General features: G+C 31.6%; 19 protein-coding genes. 13 read left to right on the top strand and 6 right to left on the bottom strand.

All coding sequences use genetic code 11. From position 1 onward, the window contains the following. Positions 1–8: 8 nt before the first annotated feature. Complete coding sequence (locus ACYSNV_RS07945; RefSeq protein ID WP_461762030.1) at positions 9–725, bottom strand: GLPGLI family protein; 717 nt, start codon at positions 723–725, stop codon at positions 9–11. 569 nt (positions 726–1,294) lie between these two features. Here ACYSNV_RS07945 and ACYSNV_RS07940 point away from each other — a divergent pair. Further along, the gene (locus ACYSNV_RS07940; protein ID WP_461762088.1) at positions 1,295–2,110 is read left to right on the top strand and encodes a helix-turn-helix domain-containing protein; all 816 of its coding nucleotides are present in this window, start codon (positions 1,295–1,297) and stop codon (positions 2,108–2,110) included. 976 nt (positions 2,111–3,086) lie between these two features. On the opposite strand, the gene ACYSNV_RS07935 is transcribed toward ACYSNV_RS07940, so the two are convergent. Next, the gene (locus ACYSNV_RS07935) at positions 3,087–6,068 is read right to left on the bottom strand and encodes a sensor histidine kinase (protein WP_461762029.1); all 2,982 of its coding nucleotides are present in this window, start codon (positions 6,066–6,068) and stop codon (positions 3,087–3,089) included. Positions 6,069–6,136: 68 nt separating this feature from the next. Beyond that, positions 6,137–6,880 (bottom strand): LytR/AlgR family response regulator transcription factor, encoded by a 744-nt coding sequence (locus ACYSNV_RS07930; protein ID WP_461762028.1) that lies wholly within the window; start codon positions 6,878–6,880, stop codon positions 6,137–6,139. A gap of 550 nt (positions 6,881–7,430) precedes the next feature. On the opposite strand from ACYSNV_RS07930, the gene ACYSNV_RS07925 reads away from it, so the two are divergent. After that, a complete protein-coding gene (locus tag ACYSNV_RS07925) occupies positions 7,431–8,270 on the top strand; it encodes a helix-turn-helix domain-containing protein (RefSeq protein ID WP_461762027.1) in 840 nt (279 codons plus the stop codon). Between the two features lie 67 nt (positions 8,271–8,337). Further along, on the top strand, positions 8,338–9,522 hold the full coding sequence (locus ACYSNV_RS07920) for a multidrug effflux MFS transporter (RefSeq protein ID WP_461762026.1): 1,185 nt from the start codon (positions 8,338–8,340) through the stop codon (positions 9,520–9,522). Between the two features lie 231 nt (positions 9,523–9,753). Here ACYSNV_RS07920 and ACYSNV_RS07915 read toward each other — a convergent pair whose 3' ends face one another. Then, entirely contained in the window at positions 9,754–11,790 is a 2,037-nt protein-coding gene (locus tag ACYSNV_RS07915; RefSeq protein WP_461762025.1) for a tetratricopeptide repeat-containing sensor histidine kinase, read from the bottom strand. Positions 11,791–12,724: 934 nt separating this feature from the next. On the opposite strand from ACYSNV_RS07915, the gene pnuC reads away from it, so the two are divergent. From pnuC to ACYSNV_RS07865, 10 genes are all read left to right on the top strand, one after another. Next, entirely contained in the window at positions 12,725–13,330 is a 606-nt protein-coding gene (gene pnuC / locus ACYSNV_RS07910; RefSeq protein ID WP_461762087.1) for a nicotinamide riboside transporter PnuC, read from the top strand. A gap of 198 nt (positions 13,331–13,528) precedes the next feature. Beyond that, positions 13,529–13,975, top strand: a complete 447-nt coding sequence (locus ACYSNV_RS07905) for a KTSC domain-containing protein (protein WP_461762024.1) — start codon at positions 13,529–13,531, stop codon at positions 13,973–13,975. Between the two features lie 384 nt (positions 13,976–14,359). Further along, entirely contained in the window at positions 14,360–15,037 is a 678-nt protein-coding gene (locus ACYSNV_RS07900; protein ID WP_461762023.1) for a DUF1266 domain-containing protein, read from the top strand. Between the two features lie 275 nt (positions 15,038–15,312). Beyond that, the gene (locus tag ACYSNV_RS07895; protein ID WP_461762022.1) at positions 15,313–16,827 is read left to right on the top strand and encodes an FMN-binding glutamate synthase family protein; all 1,515 of its coding nucleotides are present in this window, start codon (positions 15,313–15,315) and stop codon (positions 16,825–16,827) included. A gap of 758 nt (positions 16,828–17,585) precedes the next feature. After that, the gene (locus tag ACYSNV_RS07890) at positions 17,586–17,909 is read left to right on the top strand and encodes a hypothetical protein (protein WP_461762021.1); all 324 of its coding nucleotides are present in this window, start codon (positions 17,586–17,588) and stop codon (positions 17,907–17,909) included. 38 nt (positions 17,910–17,947) lie between these two features. Beyond that, positions 17,948–18,145: a hypothetical protein gene (locus ACYSNV_RS07885; protein ID WP_461762020.1), complete on the top strand. Its 198-nt coding sequence runs from the start codon at positions 17,948–17,950 to the stop codon at positions 18,143–18,145. A 160-nt stretch (positions 18,146–18,305) separates the two neighbouring features. Further along, positions 18,306–19,517, top strand: a complete 1,212-nt coding sequence (locus ACYSNV_RS07880) for a S41 family peptidase (RefSeq protein WP_461762019.1) — start codon at positions 18,306–18,308, stop codon at positions 19,515–19,517. Between the two features lie 74 nt (positions 19,518–19,591). Continuing rightward, positions 19,592–20,890 (top strand): DUF3472 domain-containing protein, encoded by a 1,299-nt coding sequence (locus ACYSNV_RS07875; protein WP_461762018.1) that lies wholly within the window; start codon positions 19,592–19,594, stop codon positions 20,888–20,890. A gap of 343 nt (positions 20,891–21,233) precedes the next feature. Further along, positions 21,234–23,171: a DUF262 domain-containing protein gene (locus ACYSNV_RS07870; RefSeq protein ID WP_461762017.1), complete on the top strand. Its 1,938-nt coding sequence runs from the start codon at positions 21,234–21,236 to the stop codon at positions 23,169–23,171. A gap of 248 nt (positions 23,172–23,419) precedes the next feature. Continuing rightward, on the top strand, positions 23,420–24,226 hold the full coding sequence (locus tag ACYSNV_RS07865) for a hypothetical protein (RefSeq protein ID WP_461762016.1): 807 nt from the start codon (positions 23,420–23,422) through the stop codon (positions 24,224–24,226). 54 nt (positions 24,227–24,280) lie between these two features. Here ACYSNV_RS07865 and ACYSNV_RS07860 read toward each other — a convergent pair whose 3' ends face one another. Both ACYSNV_RS07860 and ACYSNV_RS07855 read right to left on the bottom strand, forming a co-directional pair. Then, positions 24,281–24,703, bottom strand: a complete 423-nt coding sequence (locus ACYSNV_RS07860) for a PH domain-containing protein (protein WP_461762015.1) — start codon at positions 24,701–24,703, stop codon at positions 24,281–24,283. A gap of 129 nt (positions 24,704–24,832) precedes the next feature. Continuing rightward, a complete protein-coding gene (locus tag ACYSNV_RS07855; RefSeq protein ID WP_461762014.1) occupies positions 24,833–25,120 on the bottom strand; it encodes a hypothetical protein in 288 nt (95 codons plus the stop codon). Between the last annotated feature and the right edge of the window lie 57 nt (positions 25,121–25,177).

The following is a 25,177-nucleotide window of genomic DNA, read 5'->3' as shown; positions in this document are numbered from 1 at the left end:
CAATCGCTTTATTTTTTAATTCTAGTTTTTATACTTATTTGAATAGTTGTATTGTCATCTATGGAGTATTTTCTAATAGGTTTACTATCCGATGGTTTAAGAATCATTTCTTGGGCTTGTATAAAACTATAGGTAGGTCCAAGTGGAATCTCTGGTTTTTTTATTTGTGGTAGATCTTGCGGAAATTCAATTAAGGTAGCTTTATATTCAGAACCTAAATTGTAGGCATGTAGTATTAACCCTGGTAGGCCATGATAATATTCCGGACCAATGCCTACTGGTATTTCAAGAGTATACCAGGCCTCAAAGTGATATCCCATAAAATTTGAAACAGCTTTTGTACAAACAAGCCCCTGAATTTCTTTAACCTCTTGCGTGATTTGCCAGTCCCAATCTATTAGCTTATCTACCACTTGTTCCCTGGCTATAATGGTAAGTAATTCATCGTTGTTAAAATCTTTGTAATAGTAATTTTTTTTATCTAGTGTATTAATATCTTCTAGCAGCTGTTTTTGTATTTGCTTTGGAATATTATCTATATCTGGTGAATCTGCGCTTTTATCTCCTTGTTTTTCAAAGTAAGATATACCATCTTTATAGCTAAGAATGTGCTTTTGAGCTATATCCTCTGGTTTAGCATGAAGGCTTTGATGATCATAATGAACTACTAAGTTTTGTGAAAAACCTACATAGGAACTTAAAAGTAATAAAAATAGAACTCTCATATAGAACTTATATTATACAAAAAAAACATATTGGATTAAAAAAGCAATTACAAGGATATTGAAAAAGGTTTTAATTATTTAAATATAACAAAATTTAGCTGGGATTAAAATTTTTATTGATCTGGTTAAAAAAAACTATTCTTTAGCTTTTCTCTAAGTAATTGAGTCAATATTTACTTAGTAGCTATAGGTTATAAAGGGAATTTGAAATATAAAAAAATGTATTTACCAATAACAAGTGGTTTTGTTTTAAAAGATAAGAATAATACATATAGGTAGAAATAAGGCAAGAGCATTTCTTGGGAGATCTAGTAGGTTTTTATAGATATTAAAGACGGTTAAAACAAAATTCAACGCAATTTTATTTTTATTTGTAGGCACTTAAATAAATAATGGCAAATTTATTTACTGTGTTAAACCGGCTAATTATCTGTACATGGTTAGTTGTAAGTGATTAGTTGTAAGTGATTAGTTGTAAGTGATTAGTTATTAATAATTATTTGTATTTTGCATTATAAGATTACAGGTTTTTTTTGTTTTTTAAAAGTTTAATATTTTTTGTGAATTCTATGCAAACCAAGGATCGATTCGAAACGTTCACTCCTAAATGTGAGCTTGTAAAAAAATACGTTGAGTATTATTATTTGGATTACAAACATGATAGTACACTCAGGCAGATTGACTGTTTTCCCCACTACAAATCTACTTTATCATTATATAGGTCTCATTTGCAAAATAAAGACAAAGAAGTAGTGTTTGATCCCAAGGCTGGTTTTTTACAGATTTATACCACCGTAAGAGATTCGGTTTTAAAGGTTAGACAGTTTGGTAGAGTGTTTCGAATTGTGATTGTTTTTTATCCACTTGGGGTTCAACAATTCTTTAAAAAAGGTCGATTTAATGAAATAGCAGAAGTAGGTGAGTTTTTTACAAACAAAGAGCTAGAAATCTTATTTAAAAATTGCCAACAAGATGATATAAGAGAATTGTTGGATAGTTTTCTTTCCAAGCGATTTATAGAAGTCGATTTTGGGGTTTTATCCCAAGGAGTTCAAAGAATCTTAGGACCTTGTCCACCCGAATCTATTGCTGAATTAGCCCAGCAGCTCTTAGTGAGCCGCCAACATTTAAATCGACTATTTAAAACTAATTTAGGTGTTTCAGCCAAGCGGTTTCAGTTAATATGTTTATTTAGAAAAACCTTGGAATATAGGCTCCAAGGACAGGATAAAGATTCTTTTACCCGTATTGCTAATTCTTTTTTTTCAGATCAATCTCACTTTAATAAGGTATATAAAGATTTAACAAATCACAATCCAAAGGATTTTTATAGTAAGGGAAGTGAGCTGGGTGATCATGATATTTTTTGGCATGTAAAGCAATAAGGTAATTAAAGTTTAAATTGGATTTGTTTTGTTGTAAAGTTATTTGGTATTGATGGTAAATAAAGGGACTTAACTTTTGAATTAAAAGACAAAAAAGAACTTATATATATACAACGCGGCAATAAAAATAGCCGAGGCTAAAAGAGTAAAAAAATAAATCTAAAGGGTTTAGTTATAACTTTAAAATTCAAAGAATTTTATAGTTAACAATATTCGTTTTAAAGGTTATAGCACCTAGTAAGTCAATGTTTTTTTTGAAAGATTTTACAAAGTAAATACTACCTTGAAAGCAAATGGAATTAAAATCAGTAAACCAAGAAGAAATAGCCTAAGGACTTAATCCTGTAAAGCTTAAAGCACGAACTAGTCTTTAAAAAATTAATCTATAAAGAAGCTGCCAATAGTAAACTTTAAAAAAGAAAATGGAATCTAAACCAGTCTAAAGAACTTCCTTATTAAAATAAAGTGGTTTGCAGACAAAGATCCTTAAAACAAACTATTTTATTTCATGCTCAACTGGGTTTTATAGATTCCATTATCTTGTGGGGACTTATAAAACTATATAACATAGGCCAGTTATTTTAGGCCTTGTTTAGATTAAAAAACAGGTGTTTTTTAATTTAATACTTCATTTTTATTTATTAGTTATTTCCAAGTTTAATTCATACTGACTAACCTTTTACAGCTAAAGAATGTAATTATTACCACTTTAAGCCATCTAAGTTATTGATTATAAATTGGTAGTAAATTAATCCCTTTTCCAGATCTATAACTAAAAAATTGCGAATGCTAAATTAGTAGTTAAGCTTATAATCAAAGGGTAAAAACTAGTCAATGCTTGATTTTTTTTAGTGTACGAACCTATTGTGAAGGAACTCTACTAAGAACCCTAGGATTTACCTTGCAGATTGTTTTGCGATAATTTAGTGACTTTTAAGAAAGATTAATTCTGTTTTATGAATTACAGGTCTATTTTCTATAAAGTAATATGTACTGTTGTACCATTTTTACTGGATTTAATCTCCAGAGATTCTCCAATATGTTCTTTTGTTAGTGCTAGTCGTTTTTTAACAATAGAAATCCCCTTGGAGATATGGTTGGAATTTGATGCTTTGTCAAAACCTATTCCATTATCACTTAGGGTTAAAACATAGCGCTGGTTCTGTTTTCGGACCTTTAAGGTAATGGTAGGGTTTTCTATGGTGTTGTTAAAGGCATGCAAGAGTGAGTTCTCCATAAATGGCTGTAATAACAAAGGGTTGATAAAGATTTGGTTTAGGTCAAAATCGCCTTGGACTTTTACTTTAAACTTCACAGGGGTTTCCATTCTTACATTTTCAATCTCTAAATATTTTTGGAGATAGTCTATCTCTTGGGCAAGTGTAACTTTTGTTAAATCCGAGTAGTTTAACGTAAGTCTAATTAAAGAAGCGAATTTTTCAATGTAATATAGAGCCTGATCTATATTGTTGGTTATTATATAAAATTGAATAGAGGTTAATACATTGAATAAAAAATGAGAATTCATTTGACTCTTTAAGGCCTGTAGTTTTACATCGGCTAATTTTTTCTCAAAGGTTAATTGTTTTTTATGTTGCTCGTTTTTTTCTTTTATGGCCTGAAGCTTTTCATTTTGTTTTTTTGTTAGTAGTGAAACTCGGATTTTAAAACCTATAATTCCCGCAGCTAAAACAATAATGAAACACGATACTAAAAACCAAGATGATTTATAAAACGCCGGCTTTATCGTTAGTTTTAATACCGTGGAAATGCTCTTAGAACCGGTATGTAAATCGGTGGTTAATAGTTCGATATGGTAGGTATCTTCATTTAGGTGATAAAGTTGGATATTTTTCTCATCTTTAACCACGTTCCAGGGTTCTGCTTGTTTTAGGCGATATTTGAATTCAATTTTTCCAGGGTAACTTGGTTGTTGAATCTCAAAACTAAGCTTAAGATTATTTTGTTTTGCCCCTAAGGTTATCCAAGGCTCTTTTTGGCTGTCAATAGGTAGGGGATAAGCAGAGTTGTTTACCGTTATCCCAGTTAGCTTAACTTTTAAGTTAACCAGTTGTCTATTTTTAAAAACTGTGTTTTTTAAAATAAAATATCCTTTTTTAGTAGCGATATAAAGCTGGTTATCAAGGCCAACTCCCATAGAAATTGTATTGTCAATAATGCCTTGTTCTTTGTCAATGAAAAATTGTCTATCCTGGTAAAATACATTAATTCCTAGGTTTGTTCCTACATATAAAACACCATCAATATGTTGTAATAATGCTGGTTCATGTCCCTTTATTTTAGAATGCGGGATTAAGAGTTGTTCTTCTTGCTTGCCTGGTTGGTTTAAATCAAAACTATAGATATCATTAAAATCGGTAATGGCCATTAGTATGTTTTGTGGAGTCACCAGTAAATGCCTTATTTTTAATTCATCGAATTTGTTTGTTGCTTTCCAAGAGGTAAATTTACCTTGTTTGTACTCAAATATCCCTTGTAAAGCACTTGCAAAATAGACAGCATCTTTACTGGTTGCCACAGATACCACATCGGTAGGAATCGTATTGTCTTGCCAGTTATGGTAGTAATTATACTTTAAGTTATAGATATCTTGAAAGATTCTAACCCCTGCATAGGGTACCGGTGTGACTAATTGGTTGTTAAAAAAGGTAAATTGATAAACATGGATTGGTAAATAACCTATAATTTCTCCTGTGGAATCAAGTTCAAACATACCAATATTGCTACAAACCCAAACATGGTCTTTATTTAACATGGACTTATAAAAGATAATGTCTTGTGCTTTGGTATTATAATCTAAAGGAAAAAAGTCGTTTTCTAAGGTAGTGATATGTTTTAAAGCAGAGTCATGCTGAACTTGGTAATCTTTAAAGTCCTGTAGAGATAACTCTTTTAAAGGTCTATGATTGGATAAATAGGTAAAACCTTTGTCATGAAAAACATAGTGCTCTTTGTCTTTCACGCTCAAGGTGTAAACTAGTTGAAAACTACTTTGATGAAAAATAGGAGTGTTTAGATCAATTCGGTACAAACCTTGGTCTTTGCTGGCCAAGTAAAGGAATTGATTTTCTTTGTCTAGTCTTACGCTAACTATCGAATTTACATTTACGTTTAAGGAATCTGCAATGGGTAAAAATGCCTTATCACTTTGTACATAAATACCTCCTGAATTTTGATAGATTCCCGAGGAAACAACGTGAAGTTTGTCTGCTAAAACAAAATAATCCATAACATTGTTAATCGGATAGGTAGCAATTGTTTTTAACGTATTGGCTTGTAGTTGGATCAACCCATTTGCAGTACCTAAAAAGACCCAATCCTTATACACGAAGCTAGAAAAAATACGTTTGATATCTACATCGGGAATTAATTTTTGATCCGTTATTTGGAAAACTCCATCGTTAATGGTAGTGGCGTATACTTTACCGTTACTTTGAAAAAAACTACTTACCTCAAACGGATGCCAATAACTTTGGGTAAATCCTGGATTTGTAATGGAAAAATCTTTGGTATTTATAATGGATACGCCATTGTTTGTACCTACAAAAATTTGATCGTTATAGTAAAACAGGCTTCTAGCCATATCGCTAACAAGCCCGTTTTTTGTGCTGTAAACCTTGGACTGTGAATCCGAAATGAAAAGTACCCCTTGTCCGTAACTAGCAACATACATTGCCTTTGAACTATCTTGGGTAATATCAAAAATATTATTGAACTTCCATTTTATACTCTGTGGATCTTGGACAAATTTATTCAATTGCTTTTTTACTAACCCTGCTGGACTTCCAAGCCATAGATTGTTTTGTGAGTCTATAAAAACTTTATTTACCTTATTGGATATTAGTCCTTGATTAACCGTGTAGCGTTGGGTTATTGTATGTTGTGCACTACTAGATAGGGATAAAAATAGCAGTAGAACAAACAGAATTACTCGCATAAATTTGCCTGTTTATTTTTAGGTAATATCTCAATTTTAAAATTGAATATTATTCTCTAATTTGAAAATTAAACTTTATCCACTAATTTGGAGCTTGATTTTAAAAGATTTAAACTCTCTATTTTATCTTTATAAGATTTAGAAACTGGAATTAGGTTTTGCTCTTCCACACAAGATATTTTAAGTTGCAATTGTTTGAACTCTCTACTGTAGTTTTTCACATGATTCAAATTAACAACAAAGGACTTATGAACGCGCATAAAATTATCACTGGGCAGGACCTGTTCTACTTCTCCTAGGGTTTTACTTTGTACGTACTTATCTTCACTGGTATAAATAGCACAATAACTTCCCTCACCTTTACAATAAATGATATCATCTAAATTGATTAATTCACGTTTGTTATTGTTGTGAGAGATTAAACGGTATTTTTTAGTGTTATTTATTTTATCATAAAAGCGATTAAAAATATTTTTAAGATCATCCTTTATAATTGGTTTTGTTAGATAACCAAAACACTGAAAGTCATTAATGGATCGCTGCATATATTGTTGGTAAGCCGTGGTGAACACTACCTCAAATTTGTAGTGGTTGACATGTTTAAAAAGCTCAAAACCATCTTGTTCAGGCATTACAATATCTAAGAAAACTAAATCTATCGGGTTAGATTTAATTATTTCAACACCAGCTTTAACAGAATTACATAGGTGAAAAGTGTGGTTGCTTAGCGGATATAAAAGTTCTATATATCTTTTAAGTAGCTCGCGATTATTAGGTTCGTCATCTATAATCACAATTACTAGATTGTCCATAAAAATAAGTGTAGTAAGGTTATTCTGGCAAATATAAATTTTTTTTATCTAAAATGGAGTGTTTTAAATAATCTGTACCCAAAAGGGCTGTTACCACGACTTTTTTAGGTTAATTTCTTGTCATTTTCTGTCAAAATTGTCAAAAAATATTAAAAATTACTTTTTTTTCTGGTTCTTCTCTACAGGCTTGTATGTGTTACAGAGCTTATTAAATTTCACTTGTAATTGGTTAAAAGTAAGTTTTTTAAAAATCAATCGTTTTTAATCTGGCAATTAACCATGTAATGTGAATTAGGATTTGTTTTTATAAGCAAAAGCTACTTGGAATGACTTTGCTTGGGTACTTTGTTTTTTAAAGTAATTGCCATAGCGAAGCTTTTTGAAAAGAGTCTAATTTTTAAAAAATAATACAAGAAGATTATCGGGTTATATAAACCAAAGAAGAACAATAAGATTTACCTTTGTGCCAAGATATGGTAAATAAGAATTTGTTTTTTTTTAGGTAATCAAATGGGTTATAGGATTTATTTATCTTGGTAAAATTTCTTGGATGGATCACAGTAAAAAGATAGTATGTTTAGAGCAATTAGATAAAACTACCCCTATTGAGTTTTTTAAAATTCAAGACTTAGGTGATTTTTTTAATTTTAAAGGACATTTTCAATATAATTTCTATCAGATATTTTGGTTTACTCATGTTCAAGACCAAAGCCATGAAATAGATTTTACGAGTTACAAACTCGGTGCAAACCAATTGTGGATTACCTACCCCGGACAGGTTCATTATTTGGATTCAACTGGTATGCAAGGGTACTGTATTACGGTAGATAAGGATTGTTTTCATCGGGTTTTACACCTAGAGGCAAAATGGCAAAGTTTTACAAAAAACACCCATTTACAATTGGGTCTGACTCCGGATAAAATTGATTTATTTACCCATATAATGGATTTAATCTCCCTGGAATACCAGGGGAAAAAGCGCTTTCATGTATTAGAGAAATATTTGCAGCTTCTAATTATACATCTACAGGATTTGCCGGTTTTAAATATGGTGGACATTCGTATTGATTCGCGTTTACACACACTTTTGGATTTAATTGAGAGGTATTTTTTAACCCAACGAAATGCCTGTTTTTATGCCGATAAAGTTGGGCTTTCTCCAAAGCGTATGAATCAGATTTTAATAAAAGGGATAGGGGTAAGTTTAAAGGCTCAGTTGCAAGAAAGATTACTTTTAGAGGCAAAGCGTTTGGTTGGTTACAGTCAAGATAATATTCAAAGTATATCACATAGTTTAAATTTTTCCGAAGTTTCTTACTTTAATCGTTTCTTTAAAAAAGCTACTGGTTTAACCCCATTGGAGTTTCGAGCAAAAGTCAAAAAAGTCTAATGATTTGTCCCTTTTAGATAAGTTTTTAAATTATTGTTGGCAGTAGATTTGCCCCTAAAAAATAAATATGGGTAAATTAAACAAAAAACAACTACTTGTGGTTGTCATCTTATCTTTACTTTCGGCCTTAGAGCCTTTTAGTATCGATTTATACTTGCCAGGATTTTTACAAATGGCCCAGTATTTCCACACTGATTTAAGTAGTGTACAATTCTCTATATCTACCTTTTTGGCTGGCTTTGCTATAGGGCAGTTATTTTGGGGAACTATCTCTGATCGCTATGGTCGTAAATGGCCAATTGTTATCTCTTTATTGTTGTTTATTTTAGCTAGTCTAGGATGTATTTACTCCCAAAACATAGAGCAGTTTTGGATTGCTAGATTCTTTCAGGCCTTTGCCGGATGTGCCGGTGTGGTGATTGCAAGAGCGATTGTCAATGAGTATTTTAAGTTGTCTCAAACCATGGGAGTATTTTCTTTGCTGGCTATTATAGCCGGTATAGCTCCAATTATAGGTCCGGTGGCGGGAAATTATTTAGTCACTAGTTTTTCTTGGCAAGCCACTTTTGTTAGTTTAGTAGTTCTAGGGATAATTTGTTTGGTTAGTGTAGTTTTATTACTACCTGAGACAAAAGATAAAACCATAGAGGTTAAAACAAGTATGGTGGCTGAGTTTAAAAAGGTATTGCAGGTAAATACATTTTTGAAATATACTTTAATTGGCAGTATCACCTATAGTATTTTAATGATTTATTTGGCCAATGCACCCTATTTAATTATGGAATACGGCGGGTTGTCATCTACTTTGTTTAGTTACATATTTGCCTTTAATGCCATTGGTTTAGTTCTTGGTGCTTGGCTTAGTAGTGGGATACTCTCTAGATGGTTAACCATACGTCAGGTTATTAAATATACCATCTTTTTTGGCCTTGTTATAAGTATTATTTTATGTGTTATGTGCATTAATAAACAACCAATAGAGTTTTTATTAATACCTCTTTTCTTTTTAATATTAACCCTAGGGGTATTGTTTCCCACTACTACAAAAATAGCTTTAGAACCTTTTTTACAAAATAGCGGATCGGCATCGGCATTACTTGGATCTATGCAGCTTTTTGTCACTTTTTTAATCTCTGCCATTACCAATTTAATACCAATTAACATACTAATGCTAACTGCAATAGCCTTTGTATTTTGCCATATTTTATATCTGTTGTGCTTTTTAATTAAAGAACCTGTAGATCAAAATTAATTTTGTTGTAACTCGGGTATAGCAAATAATTAAGATTTGGGTATAAAAAGCATAATAAAACCCTACCACACTATATCTTTTTTTAACTCACCTTGAGCTGAACAATAATTCGTTGACAATAAAGGTGAGTTAAAAAATGGTAGGTTAACTACTTTAATTAAAAAATGGTACTTGTTATAGATTTTCTTCCACTACCTGGCTTGTAATGAAATCATTATAATTGGAAAGATTTTAAGTTAAATCTCCAAATAGTATTTGAATTCTGGTGCCTTTACCTGGTGCACTTTGTATCTCGCATTGCGCTTTAATAAAACTAGCCCTTGCTCTGATATTAGATAGACCTATCCCAGTGGTGTTTTGGCCAACTTCAAAGCCGATGCCATTATCTGTAATAGACAAAGCAATTTTATTGTCAGATTCTTTAAAACAAACCTCGGACTTTGTTGCTTTGGCGTATTTTTGAACATTTTGAAGAGCTTCTTGTACAATGCGATAGATATGAATTTTTGCTTTGGTATCTAGTTTTTCTAAATCAACCCCATTTTGGATCTCGAATGTAAATTGCGTTTTATTGTTTCTGTTTTGCAAATCTACCAAGTCACTTAAAAGTGAACAAAACGAATTGGTGCTAAATACATTGTCTTTAGCTAAAACATGAGATACGTTACGAATATTTTTTTCAATCTCTTGGAATTCTTTTACTAAATCTTGTTTTTTTGTTTGAAAATCCTCGTTGCTCATTTGTTCTAATAAAAAGCGGGTGATAAAGATTTTATTCATAATTCCATCGTGAAGATCCTGCCCAATTTTTTTACGTTCCAAATTACGAGCTTGACTAAGCTCACTTTGAATTTGTAGAATCGAATCATAATACTTTTCGGTATCTTTTTGAAGAAGTTCAACAGTTTTTAACTGCTTGTTTTTTTGTCTAACAAAAAAGAAAGAGAAAAGCAAACTAGTCATCAAAAGCACGAACAAGGAAGTGGTGGTAATCCATCTTTTTTGTTTGGCTAATGTTCGGTTTTCTTTTAATAAATCATCTGTCTCTAGTTTTATACGTGCAAAGGTATTATGCATTGAATTGGCATCCTGACTGATTAAATCGGTTATTTGCTGAAATCGATTAAAAATCTCACTGGTATTATCCGAGGTTGCTTGTAAAAGAACTGCTAGAGCCTGTTTTTCTTGGAAAAGTAATTTTTCTTGTTTGGCGTGACTTATTATATTTTGTAGTAAATCAATAGCTTTTTGCTTTTGATTTGTTTTTAAAAAGTATTTGGCCAGTATAATTTGAGAGAATTGTTCTTCATCCTGAGCATTGTTTTTATTCAAAAGAAAAATACTTTGTTTGATATCTTTTTCAATATTCTTTAATTTATTGACCTGTAGGTTAATATTGGCTAAGGATTGCAGGGAAATTGCATATATGATTTGTTCGTAATAGTTTTTTTGATCTTGAATTGCAGCATTGCTTTGCACTTGTTCTATTAAGTCATAGGCCTTATTGAACTCTTTGGATTCCAAGTAATTTCTTGTTAAACTATTTTGAGCAGATAGTAAGTTTAACTGCTTTAAATACGGGGGATAAGCTGCATCGGATTCAGGACTATTAAGATACGCAATGGCCTTTTGTATTTGCTGCTCGGCTTTGTCATATTGTCCAAGACCTGAAAATGTAGCCCCTAGCATTAGGTTTTGCGTATATAAAAGGTTGCTGTTTTTTACGTGATTTGTCAAAGACATTGCCTGAATAATGGTAGTTTCAGCTTCCTCAAAAATACGATTGTTTACAAGTACTATTCCTTTAAAGGTAAGGGTTTGACTTAAGTTAAGTGTGTCATTGGTGTGGCGGAAAAGCATCTCGGCTTTTGTGTAATTATAAAGAGAACTATCCTTTGAAAATGTTTTTTCAAAATGCTTTGCTCGATAAAAATGAGAAAGTCCTAAATGAGTAAGGTCATTGTGTTTTTTGGACCTTGTTTCTAATTCATCAATATAAGGTAAATCAGGACTTACATGTTGGATGTAAGTGGCAAGTAACTCTCTGTTCTTTAAGGTGTTTTCTCTTTGTAAGACTAACTGACCTATCGAGTCGGCTTTTTGTTTTTCCTGTGGAGTTGCTTGTTGACGTTTATAACTGGATAAAAACTCAACTATTGGTTTATTATCTAATTGGGTGTCTTTTTTAAATAATTGACAACTAGTGGTTAGTAATAACGTAGAGGTAAAAAAGATAATATATGTAAAAGCAAGTTTTAATGCTCTCATGATATTTGAGTAATTAGGGATGTAAAGCAAATATACATAATTAGATGTAAAGTTTATGAAGTATAAAATATGTCACTAAATATTGTGTATAAATGATTATTTATTCAACTATCGTGTGTTTTTGTAACTTATTTTCTAAAAAAGATTTGTTTTTTATAACTGACTAGATGTAGGTTTAGTTACTTGTTATTTTTTTAACGTAAATTTTTGCTTTTATAGATTAATAAAGGTTTCTAAAGTGAGAATTATTGTAATTAAATATTTGATTTTTAGAAATTTATATGTAAATAATAGCCCCAATATGTTTCCAATTTACTTTGGGTTTTATGGATTGTTATATATAACAAGTTATGGTGTTTTTTAGTTTTATTTGCAAAAAGGTAAATCTGAGGGAATTTGTTTAATACGAAATTTTTAAACTAAATAGTAATTGATTTCTAGGTTGCTCTTTACAAACAAAGTATGTAATTGCCAGTTGCTAATAAAAGGTAATTTTTAAAAGAAAAAATGACTTTTTTTTAAAGGTTCTTTTTAACCTAATACGGCTTTATTGGCTCTTATTAGAGTAAGGGAGCTAAAGGGGAAGCGTTATTTTAGGTGTTTTTTTTAGGCTGTTTAATCTCCCCAGCCAAGCTTATGAGATTACCAAGCTTTTTGTTTATTTGGTTAGTGCCAAAGCTTTTTTTAAAGTTAAAAAATGTTTTTGTATTTAATGGACTACTTCTTATATAGTCTTTCGGTAGATAATATTGTTTTTAATCTGTTAGTTAGTGTTGTAAAAAAGTTTACCTTTGGGCCTTTAAATAAGGGGTGCTTAGGATTAACGATCCTTGGCTGAGATGATACCCTGGAATTTATTTCCACACCTTTTAGATAATGCTAGAAAGGGATTAATTTACTTTATCATCTCATCATGTATTTAATCAAAGATATTATGATGCAGGACATTATTCTTCAGTTTTCATGGACCGAATCATTTGCGGTACTTTTTTCTGTTTTACAAGTTACTTTAGCCACAAAAAATAATGTGCACACTTACCTATTTGGTATAGCCGGTATTGTGTTGGGCCTTTATGTGATGTTTATCCACAAGCTTTACGGTGAGTTTATCTTAAATATTTATTATTTGGTAATGAGTATTTACGGCTGGTTGTATTGGAAGTTTGGTGGGCAGAAAAAACAAGCGGAAATAACCAAACTCAACTTGCGTGAAGTTTTTATAGTATGGGGTATTATTTTGGTAAGTTTCACCATATTTTATTTGTTTTTAAGCAATTATACCGACTCTGATGTTCCAATCTGGGATTCATTGGTTAGCGGATTTGCTTGGGCGGGTATGTGGTTAATGGCAAAAAGAAAGATTGAAAATTGGTTGTATCTAAATATTAGTAACATCATTTGTATTCCCCTTATGATTCATAAGGGCTTGTATCTTTATGCCTTGTTAAGCGCGTTTTTATTTGTAATGGCTATAGTGGGATATGTGAAATGGAAAGCTATAATGGCAAAGCAAACTGCTATGCAAACCAAAGTAAGTTAGCTTGTTTTTTTAGCTTTTAAAAATAGCAGGTAGTAAAAAAACAATACACAACAAGTTTATAATTCTGTAATGTATAGCATTTAAAACCAAGTAAGAGGTAAATGCTAAAAAGAGTTAAATAAATTAATAATGAGATAGTTATGTTATTTGGGTTGTTTTTTTTTATACTTTTGCACCCCGAAATAAAGGTCAAAATACATGAAAAGAGTAATTGAGTTTAGAAAAGTTCTAGGTGTGGATAAAACTGCTACATTGCAAGAATTAAAGAATATTTATAGAAATGCTATGAAGGCATCCCATCCCGATAAGTTTGCCAATGATCCCATTGGCTTAACTCAAGCTGAGCAGACCAGTAAAACTGTTATTGAAGCGTATCATTTTTTGGTGAGTATTCATCCGGAAACGCACCAGAAAAACAACCTAGAATACGAGCAAATAATTACCGGTTTTGCCATTCATGACTTTTTTTATGAAAAGCAAACATTAAAGATTACCCATTTCAATGGTGTTAGTTTTGAATATTTAGGCGTACCTAGAAATACCTACATCAAGATGGTAAATGCCGATTCGCCAACTCGCTTTGCAAAAAGACATATTTATGGAAATTTTGTTTTTAGAAAAAGCGCGGAAGAAGTACTTGTTTGATAGTATACAAATAATTTTATTGTTTTAAGCTACTAGTGAATCCTAGTAGCTTTTTTTATTTCTAAGTTAACCAAAGCCTTGTCCTGTATAGTGATTTAGTTTTTTTCTATGTTAAATAAATGCTCTAATATTGTATTTTTAGTATTTTAAAATAAAAAAACATAATTAATTTTAGGTTTTATTATACTAATGGCGTACATTTAGAATATCATTTAGTTCAAAAATAGCCGCTACAGGTCATCAAGGAATTAGTTCTTGTAATTTGTTTTTATCCCTATGTAGTAAATGTTTTTTGATAAATGCTTTTTTTAGTAAAGCAATACCTTGTAATTCAAAGGTGTTTTTTTATAGATATTCAAATGTAAAACCTTAATTTATTTAGATATGGATAAAGATGTGAGTTTGCCACAAGATAAATACCAAGCCCTATTAAAAGGGTCAATTAATGCTTTAGAGCAAGGAGCTAATTTGAATTCTCTACAAACCGGCCTGACCAGTAATAAAGTGACTACATTGTTGGTAGAGTGGTGGGGGATTCACGATACTGATGAAGCTTTACAGACTTTAGATACCATTGCAAACACAGGTTCTTCTTATTATTTTGATACCGTGTACAAGGCTTTTTTATTAGGAGATCAAGATGAAGGTGAGCATTTGTTGCGCAAGGCATATCATCAGGATCAAACCGGATTAAATAAATCTTTTTCTTTGTGGGAAAACCTCTTAGCAACCTTCAAAGAGCTTGAAAAGTTACATGTTGTTTCTAATGTACAGGAAATCCAAAAATTAGGTGTAGAGGCTTGGGATGTAGGTCGAGTTATCTTTATCGCTCGTTTATGCCTTGATGCGAATTATTTAACCCAACAACAGGCTTGGCAGTATATAACCCAGGTAAGTGATAAGGCTAATTCAAAATTTAGTAATTGGAAAGATTTTGCATATAGTTATATCCTTGGTAGAGCTATGTGGGGTGGAAGTGATGCTAATTTGAGTCATACTTTAAAATTGGTTGAAAGCCTATTGAATGATTCACAAAGTCCTTGGGTAAAAAACCCTTGGTAAAAAATAGAGATATAATAATTAGTAATTTTCAAATTGGTTTGTTTTTAATAGCGGTACAGGTATTAAAGACAAGAAAAAGGATCTATCATAATACAGTTTGATAGGTCCTTTGCCTTTATATTAACGCGTGTTTTTGTTGGTGTGGATTAAAAAAAACATCACAAAGGGCATAACGTGATTTTTGCGTAAAATTTTATATTGTTTATTTTTTTTACCAATAATTTATAGGATTGTCGATTAAAATTAATTAAATTTAGGATATTAATTTTTTAGATATGAGAATTGCTATTCGTTTTACTGTATTTTTCTTTGTTGTTGTAGTTTTGATATTTTTGACTTTTGTCAAAACTAGCATTGGTATTGCTGCTATTGTATTGGGACTTCTAGGTGTTGGTCTTTACGATATATTTCAGACCAAACGAACTATTTTAAGAAACTTTCCCATTATTGGTCATATGCGGTTTTTACTTGAGAGTATCTCTCCGGAATTGCACCAATATTTTATAGAAGGTAACACCAAAGGTAAGCCAATAAGTAGAAATGTTCGAACCTATGTGTACGCTAGGGCTAAACTAGAGAATGAAAATCACCCTTTTGGTACCGAATTAGATGTTTACCAAGATAATTACACTTGGATGCGTCATAGTATTTATGCCGGTAAACGGTTATCTGATTTTCCAAGAGTTGTTGTAGGTAATTCACAATGTAAGGCTCCCTATCAGGCAAGTTTGTTTAATATCTCGGCCATGAGTTTTGGATCTTTATCTAAAAATGCAATTTCGGCTTTAAACATCGGAGCTAAAAATGGTAAATTCATGCATGACACAGGGGAGGGCGGTATTTCACCTTATCATTTACTAGGAGGAGATTTAGTTTATCAAGTGGGTACAGGTTATTTTGGTTGTCGAACCACTGATGGTAAATTTTCTAGAGAAAACTTTGCTAAAAGTGCAAATATCGAAAATGTGAAGATGATTAGTGTGAAATTATCACAAGGCGCTAAACCAGGACACGGAGGAATATTACCAGCTTCAAAGAACAATCAAGAGATTGCTGCAATTCGTGGTGTTGTACCCCATACAACCATATTTTCCCCACCTAGTCACTCGGCTTTCTCCAATCCTATTGAAATGATGCAATTCATCGCAGAGCTTCGCGAATTATCAAACGGAAAACCAGTTGGCTTTAAATTAGCAATAGGGAGTAAAGTGGAATTTGATCAAATCTGCCAGGCTATGTTAACAACTGGAATCAAGCCGGACTTTATTATTGTGGACGGCGCGGAAGGTGGTACCGGTGCGGCTCCACTGGATTTTACCGATCATGTTGGGATGCCTTGGGAACAAGCATTGGTTTTTGTGGTAGACACATTAAGAGGGTATGATTTGAAAAAAGATATTACCGTTATTACAGCTACTCGTATTTTTACAGCTTTTGATATTTTTAAAGCGCTTTGTATAGGAGCAGATTTAACTAATTCAGCTCGAGGAATGATGCTTGCCATAGGGTGTATTCAAGCTCTAAAGTGCCATACAAATGAGTGTCCAACTGGAGTGGCAACTAATAACCCAAGACTAGTTAATGGTCTGGTAATAGAACAAAAGCACCAACGAGTTACCAATTACCACCAGCGAATTCTATCGGATTTCTTAGATTTATTAGCCGCAGCTGGTTGTAATAGTACCCAAGAATTATCTCGCGGATTTATCTATAAAAAACTCGATAATAAAACCTTGTGTTACGATGAGTTATACCCTGAGGTTGAGATTGGAAGTTATTTAAATAAGTAAATTTAACGAAATATTAGTTTCTAAATAAATATTTCGCTTTTTGTGTAACATTTTGGATTAATCTTATACTAATACTAAAAAGACAGGAAAGTTTAATGCTCTTAGTTAAAAATAAATAAAAAAAAACAAGTACCAAATAAACAAAACAGAGATAGCGGTTTTAAAAAAAACAACAAGCAAACAATTAGTCGTGTTGTTTAACCCTTTTATAGATAAGAGTTTACTTGGTGTATCCTATGTTTTTGGTGCTGTGGATTTATTTTTAAGTAAGCCATTGTGAAATAATATAAATAAGCCCCTGTTGAATTTTATTCATCTAAGGGGCTTTTTTTTCTAGATGATGCAATTGTTTTTAAAATAGAGAAAATAAACCTATCAAGACAAAAAAGTAGCTATCAAACAGTGTGTGAAATACAACAGAGAAAGCATAGGGAAATAGTTTATTAAATAAAAAATGCTGTTTTCTTGGGTTTATCGGTGGTAAGAAATTTGTTTTTACTGTTTTTGGAGCTCAAAATAAAAACAGTATCCTTTTATGGAACGTAATGGTTTTAGTAATTGTCCCGTTTTTTAAATGGGTTTTATTATAAGGTAATTGATTCTCGTTGTTTTGATACCCCAAGTGGATATAAAATTGCGATTAGTTTAAGGAGTTACTCTTTTAGTAGCTCCTTTTTTGTATCTTGGCAGGAATCTTAAAAAAACCAAATATTGCGTTTTTAAAAGGATTCTTTATATACTAAAATCATAAAAAAAATATGGCAAACCATCCATTAATTAATTTTGAATCAGAATCTAAGCAAGTAGTGATTTGTTCTAATTCAAAAACTTTAGAGCTAGATCAAAATGACGCTAAAAATTTAGCTAATTGCATATCTAAGGCAATATCAGATTCTGATCAAGCAAAGCATGGTGTGATTATTGGGGGACAGACCTTAAAATGTCGGGCGAAAAAAAATTCTGATAACAAGGTAATTGTCCATATTAATTTAGGGAAGTTTCATCTATTAACTAGTGAAAATCCCCAAGAATTGATTAAGTTTTTACAAGACTTAACTCTAGAGAGTTATCAAAAATTATAATTTTACTAAAACAGGATGTGCTATAAATAACGTTGTGCATGAGAAGATTTAGAATTACTTTGCTTGTAATAGCATGTATTTGGTTTTTTTTAAATGGCTATGGACTTGTTGAAATTTTTCAGGAAAAGGGCTTTTTGCAGTACCGAGATTTTTACGGTATTATATCTGCTTCTCTTCTTATTTTATCGATGATTGTGTCTTTGGGCTACTTTAAAGAGCGCAGAAAAAAAAAATAGCAATAAAAATTATTTTTTAGGGATTTACGTCATTTACCCTATGATAAAAAACCTTTTATTAAATAGATAGTTTTAGGAATTAAATTTTATTTAACAGCTTATTGATTAATATTTTATAACTTTAGTAGCAGTTGTAATTAAGTTAAGCAAGTGTTGTTTTATGAGAAAAAAGTTACTGGTTTTTTGTCTGCTATCTTTTCAGGTCTGTCTTTGCCAAATATCCAGTGCTACCTTGCTGAGTGACTTGGATTTTGTCTATCAAAATTTACAACAAAGCAGTTCGTATTTGACCCAAAAAAACAAACAAGCTTTAACGGATCAATACTACCAGGAGTTGAAAAACACATTTACACATGAATCCATATCACAACTTCGTGCTTATTTATATTTATATGAATTAGTTGATCATATTACCGATTACCATAATGATTTAATAGGTCATATTGTCCCAAAACCTTTAAGTAAGACAACCCCAGATTCCGTGAGTAAATCATTTAGCGTAAGTGATTTGAATTTAGATAGTTTAAACCGTGTTTTAAGGGATGTTGCTTTTGATAACTACATGGGAATATATCACTATGATCATAAAATTACAGTAGGGGTATTTCAAGAATCTCCTTTGATTTATCAAGCTGTGGTATTAGATTCTAAGCTAGATAATTGGCAAAAAGCAGAGATTATATTTTATTTATTGGATAAGGGTAATAATCGTTTTCGCTTAGTAACTAAGGATTTAAAAGATAAATCAATTTTTTTTAGTGGTTTAGATTTATTTAAAGATGGTGAATTTCAAGCAAGTAAATGGACTAAGGTGGATAAAGGCGATAAAAAAAATTATGCCAATAAAACAAGATCTGCCAAAGTCTATGACTTAGTAGATATAGATAGTTCTGTTTCTTATTTAAAGCTAGGTAGTTTTGCTGTGAATCCAAATACCTTAAAAAAAAGTAAAGAATTTTATAATCAACTCAAACAGTCCAAAATAAATCCAGTACTTATAGTTGATCTTAGAAACAATACTGGGGGAGGTCAAAAGAACTCAAGAAAATATGAGAAGTTTTTGCGGAAGTATTCCGGGAAAATAATTGTGTTAGTAAATTTCAATACTGTAAGTAATGCCGAGCAGTTTGTTTTAAGGCTTCAAAGGCATAGACAAATTACTATTGCCGGAAATTTCACCAAGGGAACTATTACCTATGGTAGGAATTATGGAAGTTATATTTTCAGCCCTTCACTTAATTTTAAGTTGAGTTTTACCGATTTAAAGGATAATTGGAAGATGTTTTTACCCTATGAGGGAGTAGGAATAAAACCAGATGTTATTTTAAAAGATGATATGGATTGGGTTAGTCAAGTTTTAATTTTAAATTAAATTGTGTTTTTTAAGTGAAATAGTAATTATAGTTTTATTTTAGCAGGCTGTTAATTATGATAATTTTACCTAATATGAGAACACTGTATTTGTGGATTAGTTTTCTATGTTTTTTTTATTTTGGTTTTGCTCAGCAAGCCAGCTCTACAGACAAAGAAGCATTATTGCCAATTGGTGGTAATACATGGGCTATTCCACCTGGTATAGACATGCAAGCTTTGGATAACGATTCAGGGACCATGAATTGGACACAAAAACAAGTTAGTTTTAAAACCTATTTTAGATTAAGTGTACCCCAAGAAATAAGCCTTTGGATAAGTGTTGCTAAAAACATGGAACAAGGACGTTATGAAATACAGATATTAGACCAAAAAAAGATTATTACTCTAGATAAAGGAGTTACCAAAAAACAGTTTGTTGGTAAATTCAACATTGAAAAACCGGGGTATTGTGAGATTACTTTAACCGCTCTGGATTCTCAAAAAAGTCCTTATGCCCAGGTTGTGGCCTACTATGTGGGCTCGGATAAACTTGAAGATGGTTATAACTGGGTGAAAGACAATCAAGGTAATATGTTTTATTGGGGACAAAGAGGACCTTCTGTACATCTTAATTACCAGGTAGATACACCAAATGATATTGAATATTATTATAATGAAATTACAGTTGATAAAGGGCAAGATGTTATTGGATCTTATTACATGGCAAATGGTTTTGACGTAGGATATTTCGGTATACAGGTTAATTCACAAGATCAAAGACGCGTACTATTTTCAGTTTGGAGTCCGTATGTTACCGATAATCCAGGTGAGATTCCAGCCCAAGATAGGATTTTATTGCAAAGAAAAGGACCAAATGTACAAACAGGTGAATTTGGAAATGAAGGATCTGGGGGACAAAGTTATTTAGTTTATAATTGGAAGGCTGGCCTTACCTATAAGTTTTTATTAAAGGCGGAACCCTTACAAGACTCCTATACCCAATATACAGCCTGGTTTTTTGCTCCCGAGTTAGCACAGTGGCAATTAATAGCTAGTTTTTCTAGACCAAAAACTAATTCTTACTTGAAACGATTCCATAGCTTTTTAGAGAATTTTATTCCTTTACAGGGTGATAAATCCAGAGAGGTTTATTTTACAAATCAGTGGGTAAGAGATACCACCGGGCAGTGGATTCCAGTTACAAAGGCGAAGTTCTCTGCGGATAACACCGCTAGAATTGGATTTCGAATGGATTATCAAGGTGGCGTGGAAAACGGAAAGTTCTATTTAAAAAATGGAGGTTTTTTCGATAATTATACGCCCATAGGACAAGATTTTGAAGTAAACTATCCTTTGGAAAAACCACAAGTTAACCTACAAGAGTTACCATAGGGGAGCCGGACTTAAAAAAATAGAGAATCCCAGTTTGCGAGCAAACTGGGATTTTTATTTTTTTAAAAGAGTAATTAAGTAAGCCCTTTACATTTAGACAAGTGTTTTTAGGGTTGTTTATTTTGGTAGATATAACAGATACTACTTTTTTAAAGTGCAATTTTGTATCCAAGTTACTCTAAAGTATAAGTAACTCGGAAATGATTTGACTAAAAAAAAAGAAATTCTAGGTAGCTTAAGGTACTTTACCCAAGTCATTGGGTAGAATTGACTAATTTTGCATGGTTTGTATACCCGCCAACCTTTTATGGTTGCCATAGAAATCAATAGTAGCTATATAACTATGAATATAATCTCATTTGAACAGGTATTTGCCAGTCGTATCTTTAGAATTCCAGATTACCAACGTGGTTACTCTTGGAGTAAAAAAGAACTAGAGGAATTGTGGATTGATTTAGAAAATACCCATCATTTAAGAGGGGATTATCATTTTACAGGTATTTTAACTTTAACAGACTTTAATTCTTTTGATCTTCAAAGTATAAAAAAAGAAGGTTTTATTGTTGGCTCGGGTAATTTACTGGTAAACAATAAAGTTTTTTCGGGATATAATATAGTGGATGGTCAACAGCGTTTAACCAGTATTTTAATTTTACTTTCTCAGCTTATTTTTGCTTTGCAAGACTCAGATTTTAAAGATTCTCTTATTGAAGCTTATTTGAAAATTCAGTTTAATGGCAATAGTCTTTACCGTTTTGGCTATCACGTAGATGTACCGTCTCATAATTATTTAATTCGTGAAATCTATAGTGACTCAAGTTATGATTTAGAAGAAACCGAAACGCTTTATACCCATAATTTAAGTTTTGCCAAGTCGTATTTTTATCAAAAGGTAGCTGACTTTACCCAGAAGGACCTTGAGTTTTGGATTGATAAAATTACAAAATCTCTTTTGTTTTCTATTTTAAATTTACATCAGGGGAAAACCAAGAATTTAGATGTTTCCATGGTTTTTGAGACGTTAAATTTTAGAGGGAAACAGCTCTCTAGTTTAGAGCGATTAAAAAACAGAGTGCTTTATATTACATCCAAACAATTGGCCGCTTCTGGAATAATTGATAAAAGTAGAAAACGCATAAATCAAAGTTGGTTACAGGTCTATAAGTGGCTAGGAAGACATCCACAGGAACCCTTGGATGACGATGGTTTTCTAAAAGCATTTTGGCTATTGTATTTCTCAAGGGCCAATATGGTGTCTGCAGATTTTAAATCTTATCAAAAACACCTATTTACAATTGATTTTAAACTCGATGAGTTAAAAGCAGATAACCATGTGAATTATGCGGGGTATCAAGAACTGAATCTTTGGTTGGACTCCATGAAAAAGTCTGTTATGTTATGGTTTTTTATCAACAATCCTTATTTGGTAGATACCGATAAAGATTTTGATTACTATTATACAAGTGAGATTCAGTATAGTTTATATCGTATAGGTAGCTTTCCAAGGGGATACGGTAAGTACATGTTAGGTCTTATATTAGCCATTTTTATGCGAGATCTACCAAGTAAATCCTCCACTTTGGAGTCCGGGGAAAAAGCCAAGAACCTAGCTAAGATTCAAGAATTATTGTTTTATATTGAAAGGCATAATATTATGTGCTTTTTATTACAGGGCAATAATTCAAATTTAAACCAAGAGGATACTTTTCGTGATATCAATTATTATTATAAAAGAGCAAGGGCACATAGTAATGAGTATTTATTAGACACCATTGCCCAAAGGCGAGTAGAGCACTTTCGATGGCGAGATGTAATTGGACACATTCACAAGGCAAGCCGATTTAAATCATGGGCTGGTTTGGAATATTTTTTAAAGGAAATCGAACAACTACTCGGGGGGTATATTGGTCAAGGTGAGCCAAAGGTTTGCTTAATCTACCCGCAGGATGATCAGCATGAAATAAGAGGTAGTTTTAGGGATATAAACACCATGCAAAAGGTTAATCGTGATAGATATTGCTATAGTATTGGAAACATGTATTTATCTTACCAAAGAATGCCAGTACAGAGTTTTGAAAATTTACAAAAAAGGATTATTAAGGCTCAGCAAAATAAGGCAAGGCTTACAAAAATGGAATTGGAATTACTTAATTATTCTACCTGGGATAAGCAATCCATAGAGCAAAGAGGAAAGAAAATGGTTTTAGCTTTTATTGAAAAGTGGCAGCTCCCTAGTATAGTGGACACGGAGATAAGAAGATTACTCTTAGATGAAGTTTAGTTTTGAAAATATTCTTTTTCACATATTTGTTATTATTATGTAATTTACTACTATATTAATGCTTTGCGGATTAATTTAATGAAATATTTATAACACGTTTTTTTTTAAGACCGCATAAATAAAAACGTAACTTAGTTTACTTGTGATTTCTTTTCTAGATGGGTTTAAAAATAAGCCAAGGAAAAATCTATTAATTAAGTCTACGATATTAAAAAAATGTAACGGTATTATACTTATAAACTACAGATATGAAAAGAATTACTAGTGTTTTAGCGGGTTGCTTTATGTTGGTTAATATTAGCTATGCTCAAAAAAAAGAACAACCTATAACTGTGTCGCAAATCATGAAAAACTATAAGGAAGAACATGAGGCTAAAAAGTTAGAGAGCTTAAAAAAAGATACAATTGTAGATGTTTATTATTTTGGACTCTTACCAACTAATAAAGACAGTGTGTATAGTGAGAAAAGAACCTATCAAGGTATTAATACAAGTGATGGTTACACAGTGAATTTAACCTCTTATATAAAACTTAGTAATCAAGATGACTCGCAGCTTAGTAAATCGTTAAACAAGTTATATTACTTCAACAAGTCTAAAAGACAAAAAAACACAGAAAAAACTACCTTGTTTTTAAATAGCGGATTACAACAAAAAAGCGTAAAGATAAATTCTAAAGAAACGATCACTTGTGTGGATTCGTTAGGAAATGTGATTAAAAACTCCTCTTGTTTCTTAGCTTATGATAAACAACCACAGTTTGTTAAAGCTGTCAAACAAATACAGAACATTTCAAAAATGCTTTATTCCACCCTTGATCTAAAAAATGATTTATCTTTTTTGCTAACTGTAAATTTGGATGTAAACACCCAGGAAAAAGAATATTACTTTCAGGGCTATAATACCGAGCTTTCGGATAAGAAAAAGCAAGCTATCGAGCTTGCTTATATAAGTGTTTTGGATGATTTAAATATTGCGGACTTTGATGTTTTAATGGATTTAAATAATCAACCGAGTGACTCTAAAATCTTTTTTCCTATTACCATAAGAAAGTAGCTATTTAAAAATGCAGGTATGGCTATTAAAAAATGTATTTTTTAATGATTAACTCTAATTAGTTAGGGTGATTTTGGAGTTTAATTGTCTAAGTATTGAAATAAAATCTTCTTGGTTTGTTATTGTTAGAATAACAGAATCAAATTTGTTAAAGTAAATTTTGACAGGGGCGAAGTCTTTAGATTTAAATAGTTTTTTACTTTTTATTTTTTCAATTCTTGTAATATTTGCTATATCAATGGTTTTATTGTAGTTAAAAAAGCCCTCAAAAATGTGTAGCTCATTGTTGTTTATCACACAGCGAGATTTAAAAAAACTATTTATATACAAAAGCAGTAAACAGCCACTTGAAAAAAGTAAAATAATAGAAAAAGTACTTAAGCTATGGGTTTTCTCTTGTACAAATAGTATATTGATAACCGGGATAAGTAGTAAAATGGCCGGAAATAACGGAACTTTTAATCTGTAAGCTTTCATCTCTTTAAAAAGGATTTGAGGTTGATGAGAATTAAAAAATTGCCATTAAGAGTAAACTTATAAAAACGATGCTTTTTTAAATGTATTTTATATTACTTTAAAAAAGCAGTTTTTATAAAACTTGTAATTCTACAAGGCAAGTAAGGCAGTAAAGAATATTAATAAAAACAATATTCCTATAAAAGAAATAATAATACCTGCGATTGCAAATCCTCTTGGTTTTTTAAAGACCCCAATTACCGAGAATAAAGCGCCTAAAAACCATACTCCCCATCCAAGAACCGGTATCCATCCAGTGAATAACGATAAAATAGATAGGATAAAACCAGCCAAGCCTAAAGCGTTTGTTTGGCTTTTAACTTGCTGTATGTAAATTGGACCCTGCTCATAAGGATTGTTAGAGTTGTCTTTAGTCATAGTGTTTTTTTTTAAGGATAATATATGTTTTTTGTTTAATCTGTTTTGTATTTAAGT

The organism is Myroides sp. LJL119 (assembly GCF_054871605.1).
The sequence above is the reverse complement of the archived record's forward strand: the minus strand, read 5'-3'. Positions and strand labels throughout refer to the sequence as shown.

Coding starts and splice junctions, on each gene's coding strand:
- ACYSNV_RS07945 (WP_461762030.1), bottom strand. CDS start 725: ATGAGAGTTCTATTTTTATTACTTTTAAGTTCCTATGTAGGTTTTTCA.
- ACYSNV_RS07940 (WP_461762088.1), top strand. CDS start 1,295: ATGCAAACCAAGGATCGATTCGAAACGTTCACTCCTAAATGTGAGCTT.
- ACYSNV_RS07935 (WP_461762029.1), bottom strand. CDS start 6,068: ATGCGAGTAATTCTGTTTGTTCTACTGCTATTTTTATCCCTATCTAGT.
- ACYSNV_RS07930 (WP_461762028.1), bottom strand. CDS start 6,880: ATGGACAATCTAGTAATTGTGATTATAGATGACGAACCTAATAATCGC.
- ACYSNV_RS07925 (WP_461762027.1), top strand. CDS start 7,431: ATGGATCACAGTAAAAAGATAGTATGTTTAGAGCAATTAGATAAAACT.
- ACYSNV_RS07920 (WP_461762026.1), top strand. CDS start 8,338: ATGGGTAAATTAAACAAAAAACAACTACTTGTGGTTGTCATCTTATCT.
- ACYSNV_RS07915 (WP_461762025.1), bottom strand. CDS start 11,790: ATGAGAGCATTAAAACTTGCTTTTACATATATTATCTTTTTTACCTCT.
- pnuC (WP_461762087.1), top strand. CDS start 12,725: ATGATGCAGGACATTATTCTTCAGTTTTCATGGACCGAATCATTTGCG.
- ACYSNV_RS07905 (WP_461762024.1), top strand. CDS start 13,529: ATGAAAAGAGTAATTGAGTTTAGAAAAGTTCTAGGTGTGGATAAAACT.
- ACYSNV_RS07900 (WP_461762023.1), top strand. CDS start 14,360: ATGGATAAAGATGTGAGTTTGCCACAAGATAAATACCAAGCCCTATTA.
- ACYSNV_RS07895 (WP_461762022.1), top strand. CDS start 15,313: ATGAGAATTGCTATTCGTTTTACTGTATTTTTCTTTGTTGTTGTAGTT.
- ACYSNV_RS07890 (WP_461762021.1), top strand. CDS start 17,586: ATGGCAAACCATCCATTAATTAATTTTGAATCAGAATCTAAGCAAGTA.
- ACYSNV_RS07885 (WP_461762020.1), top strand. CDS start 17,948: ATGAGAAGATTTAGAATTACTTTGCTTGTAATAGCATGTATTTGGTTT.
- ACYSNV_RS07880 (WP_461762019.1), top strand. CDS start 18,306: ATGAGAAAAAAGTTACTGGTTTTTTGTCTGCTATCTTTTCAGGTCTGT.
- ACYSNV_RS07875 (WP_461762018.1), top strand. CDS start 19,592: ATGAGAACACTGTATTTGTGGATTAGTTTTCTATGTTTTTTTTATTTT.
- ACYSNV_RS07870 (WP_461762017.1), top strand. CDS start 21,234: ATGAATATAATCTCATTTGAACAGGTATTTGCCAGTCGTATCTTTAGA.
- ACYSNV_RS07865 (WP_461762016.1), top strand. CDS start 23,420: ATGAAAAGAATTACTAGTGTTTTAGCGGGTTGCTTTATGTTGGTTAAT.
- ACYSNV_RS07860 (WP_461762015.1), bottom strand. CDS start 24,703: ATGAAAGCTTACAGATTAAAAGTTCCGTTATTTCCGGCCATTTTACTA.
- ACYSNV_RS07855 (WP_461762014.1), bottom strand. CDS start 25,120: ATGACTAAAGACAACTCTAACAATCCTTATGAGCAGGGTCCAATTTAC.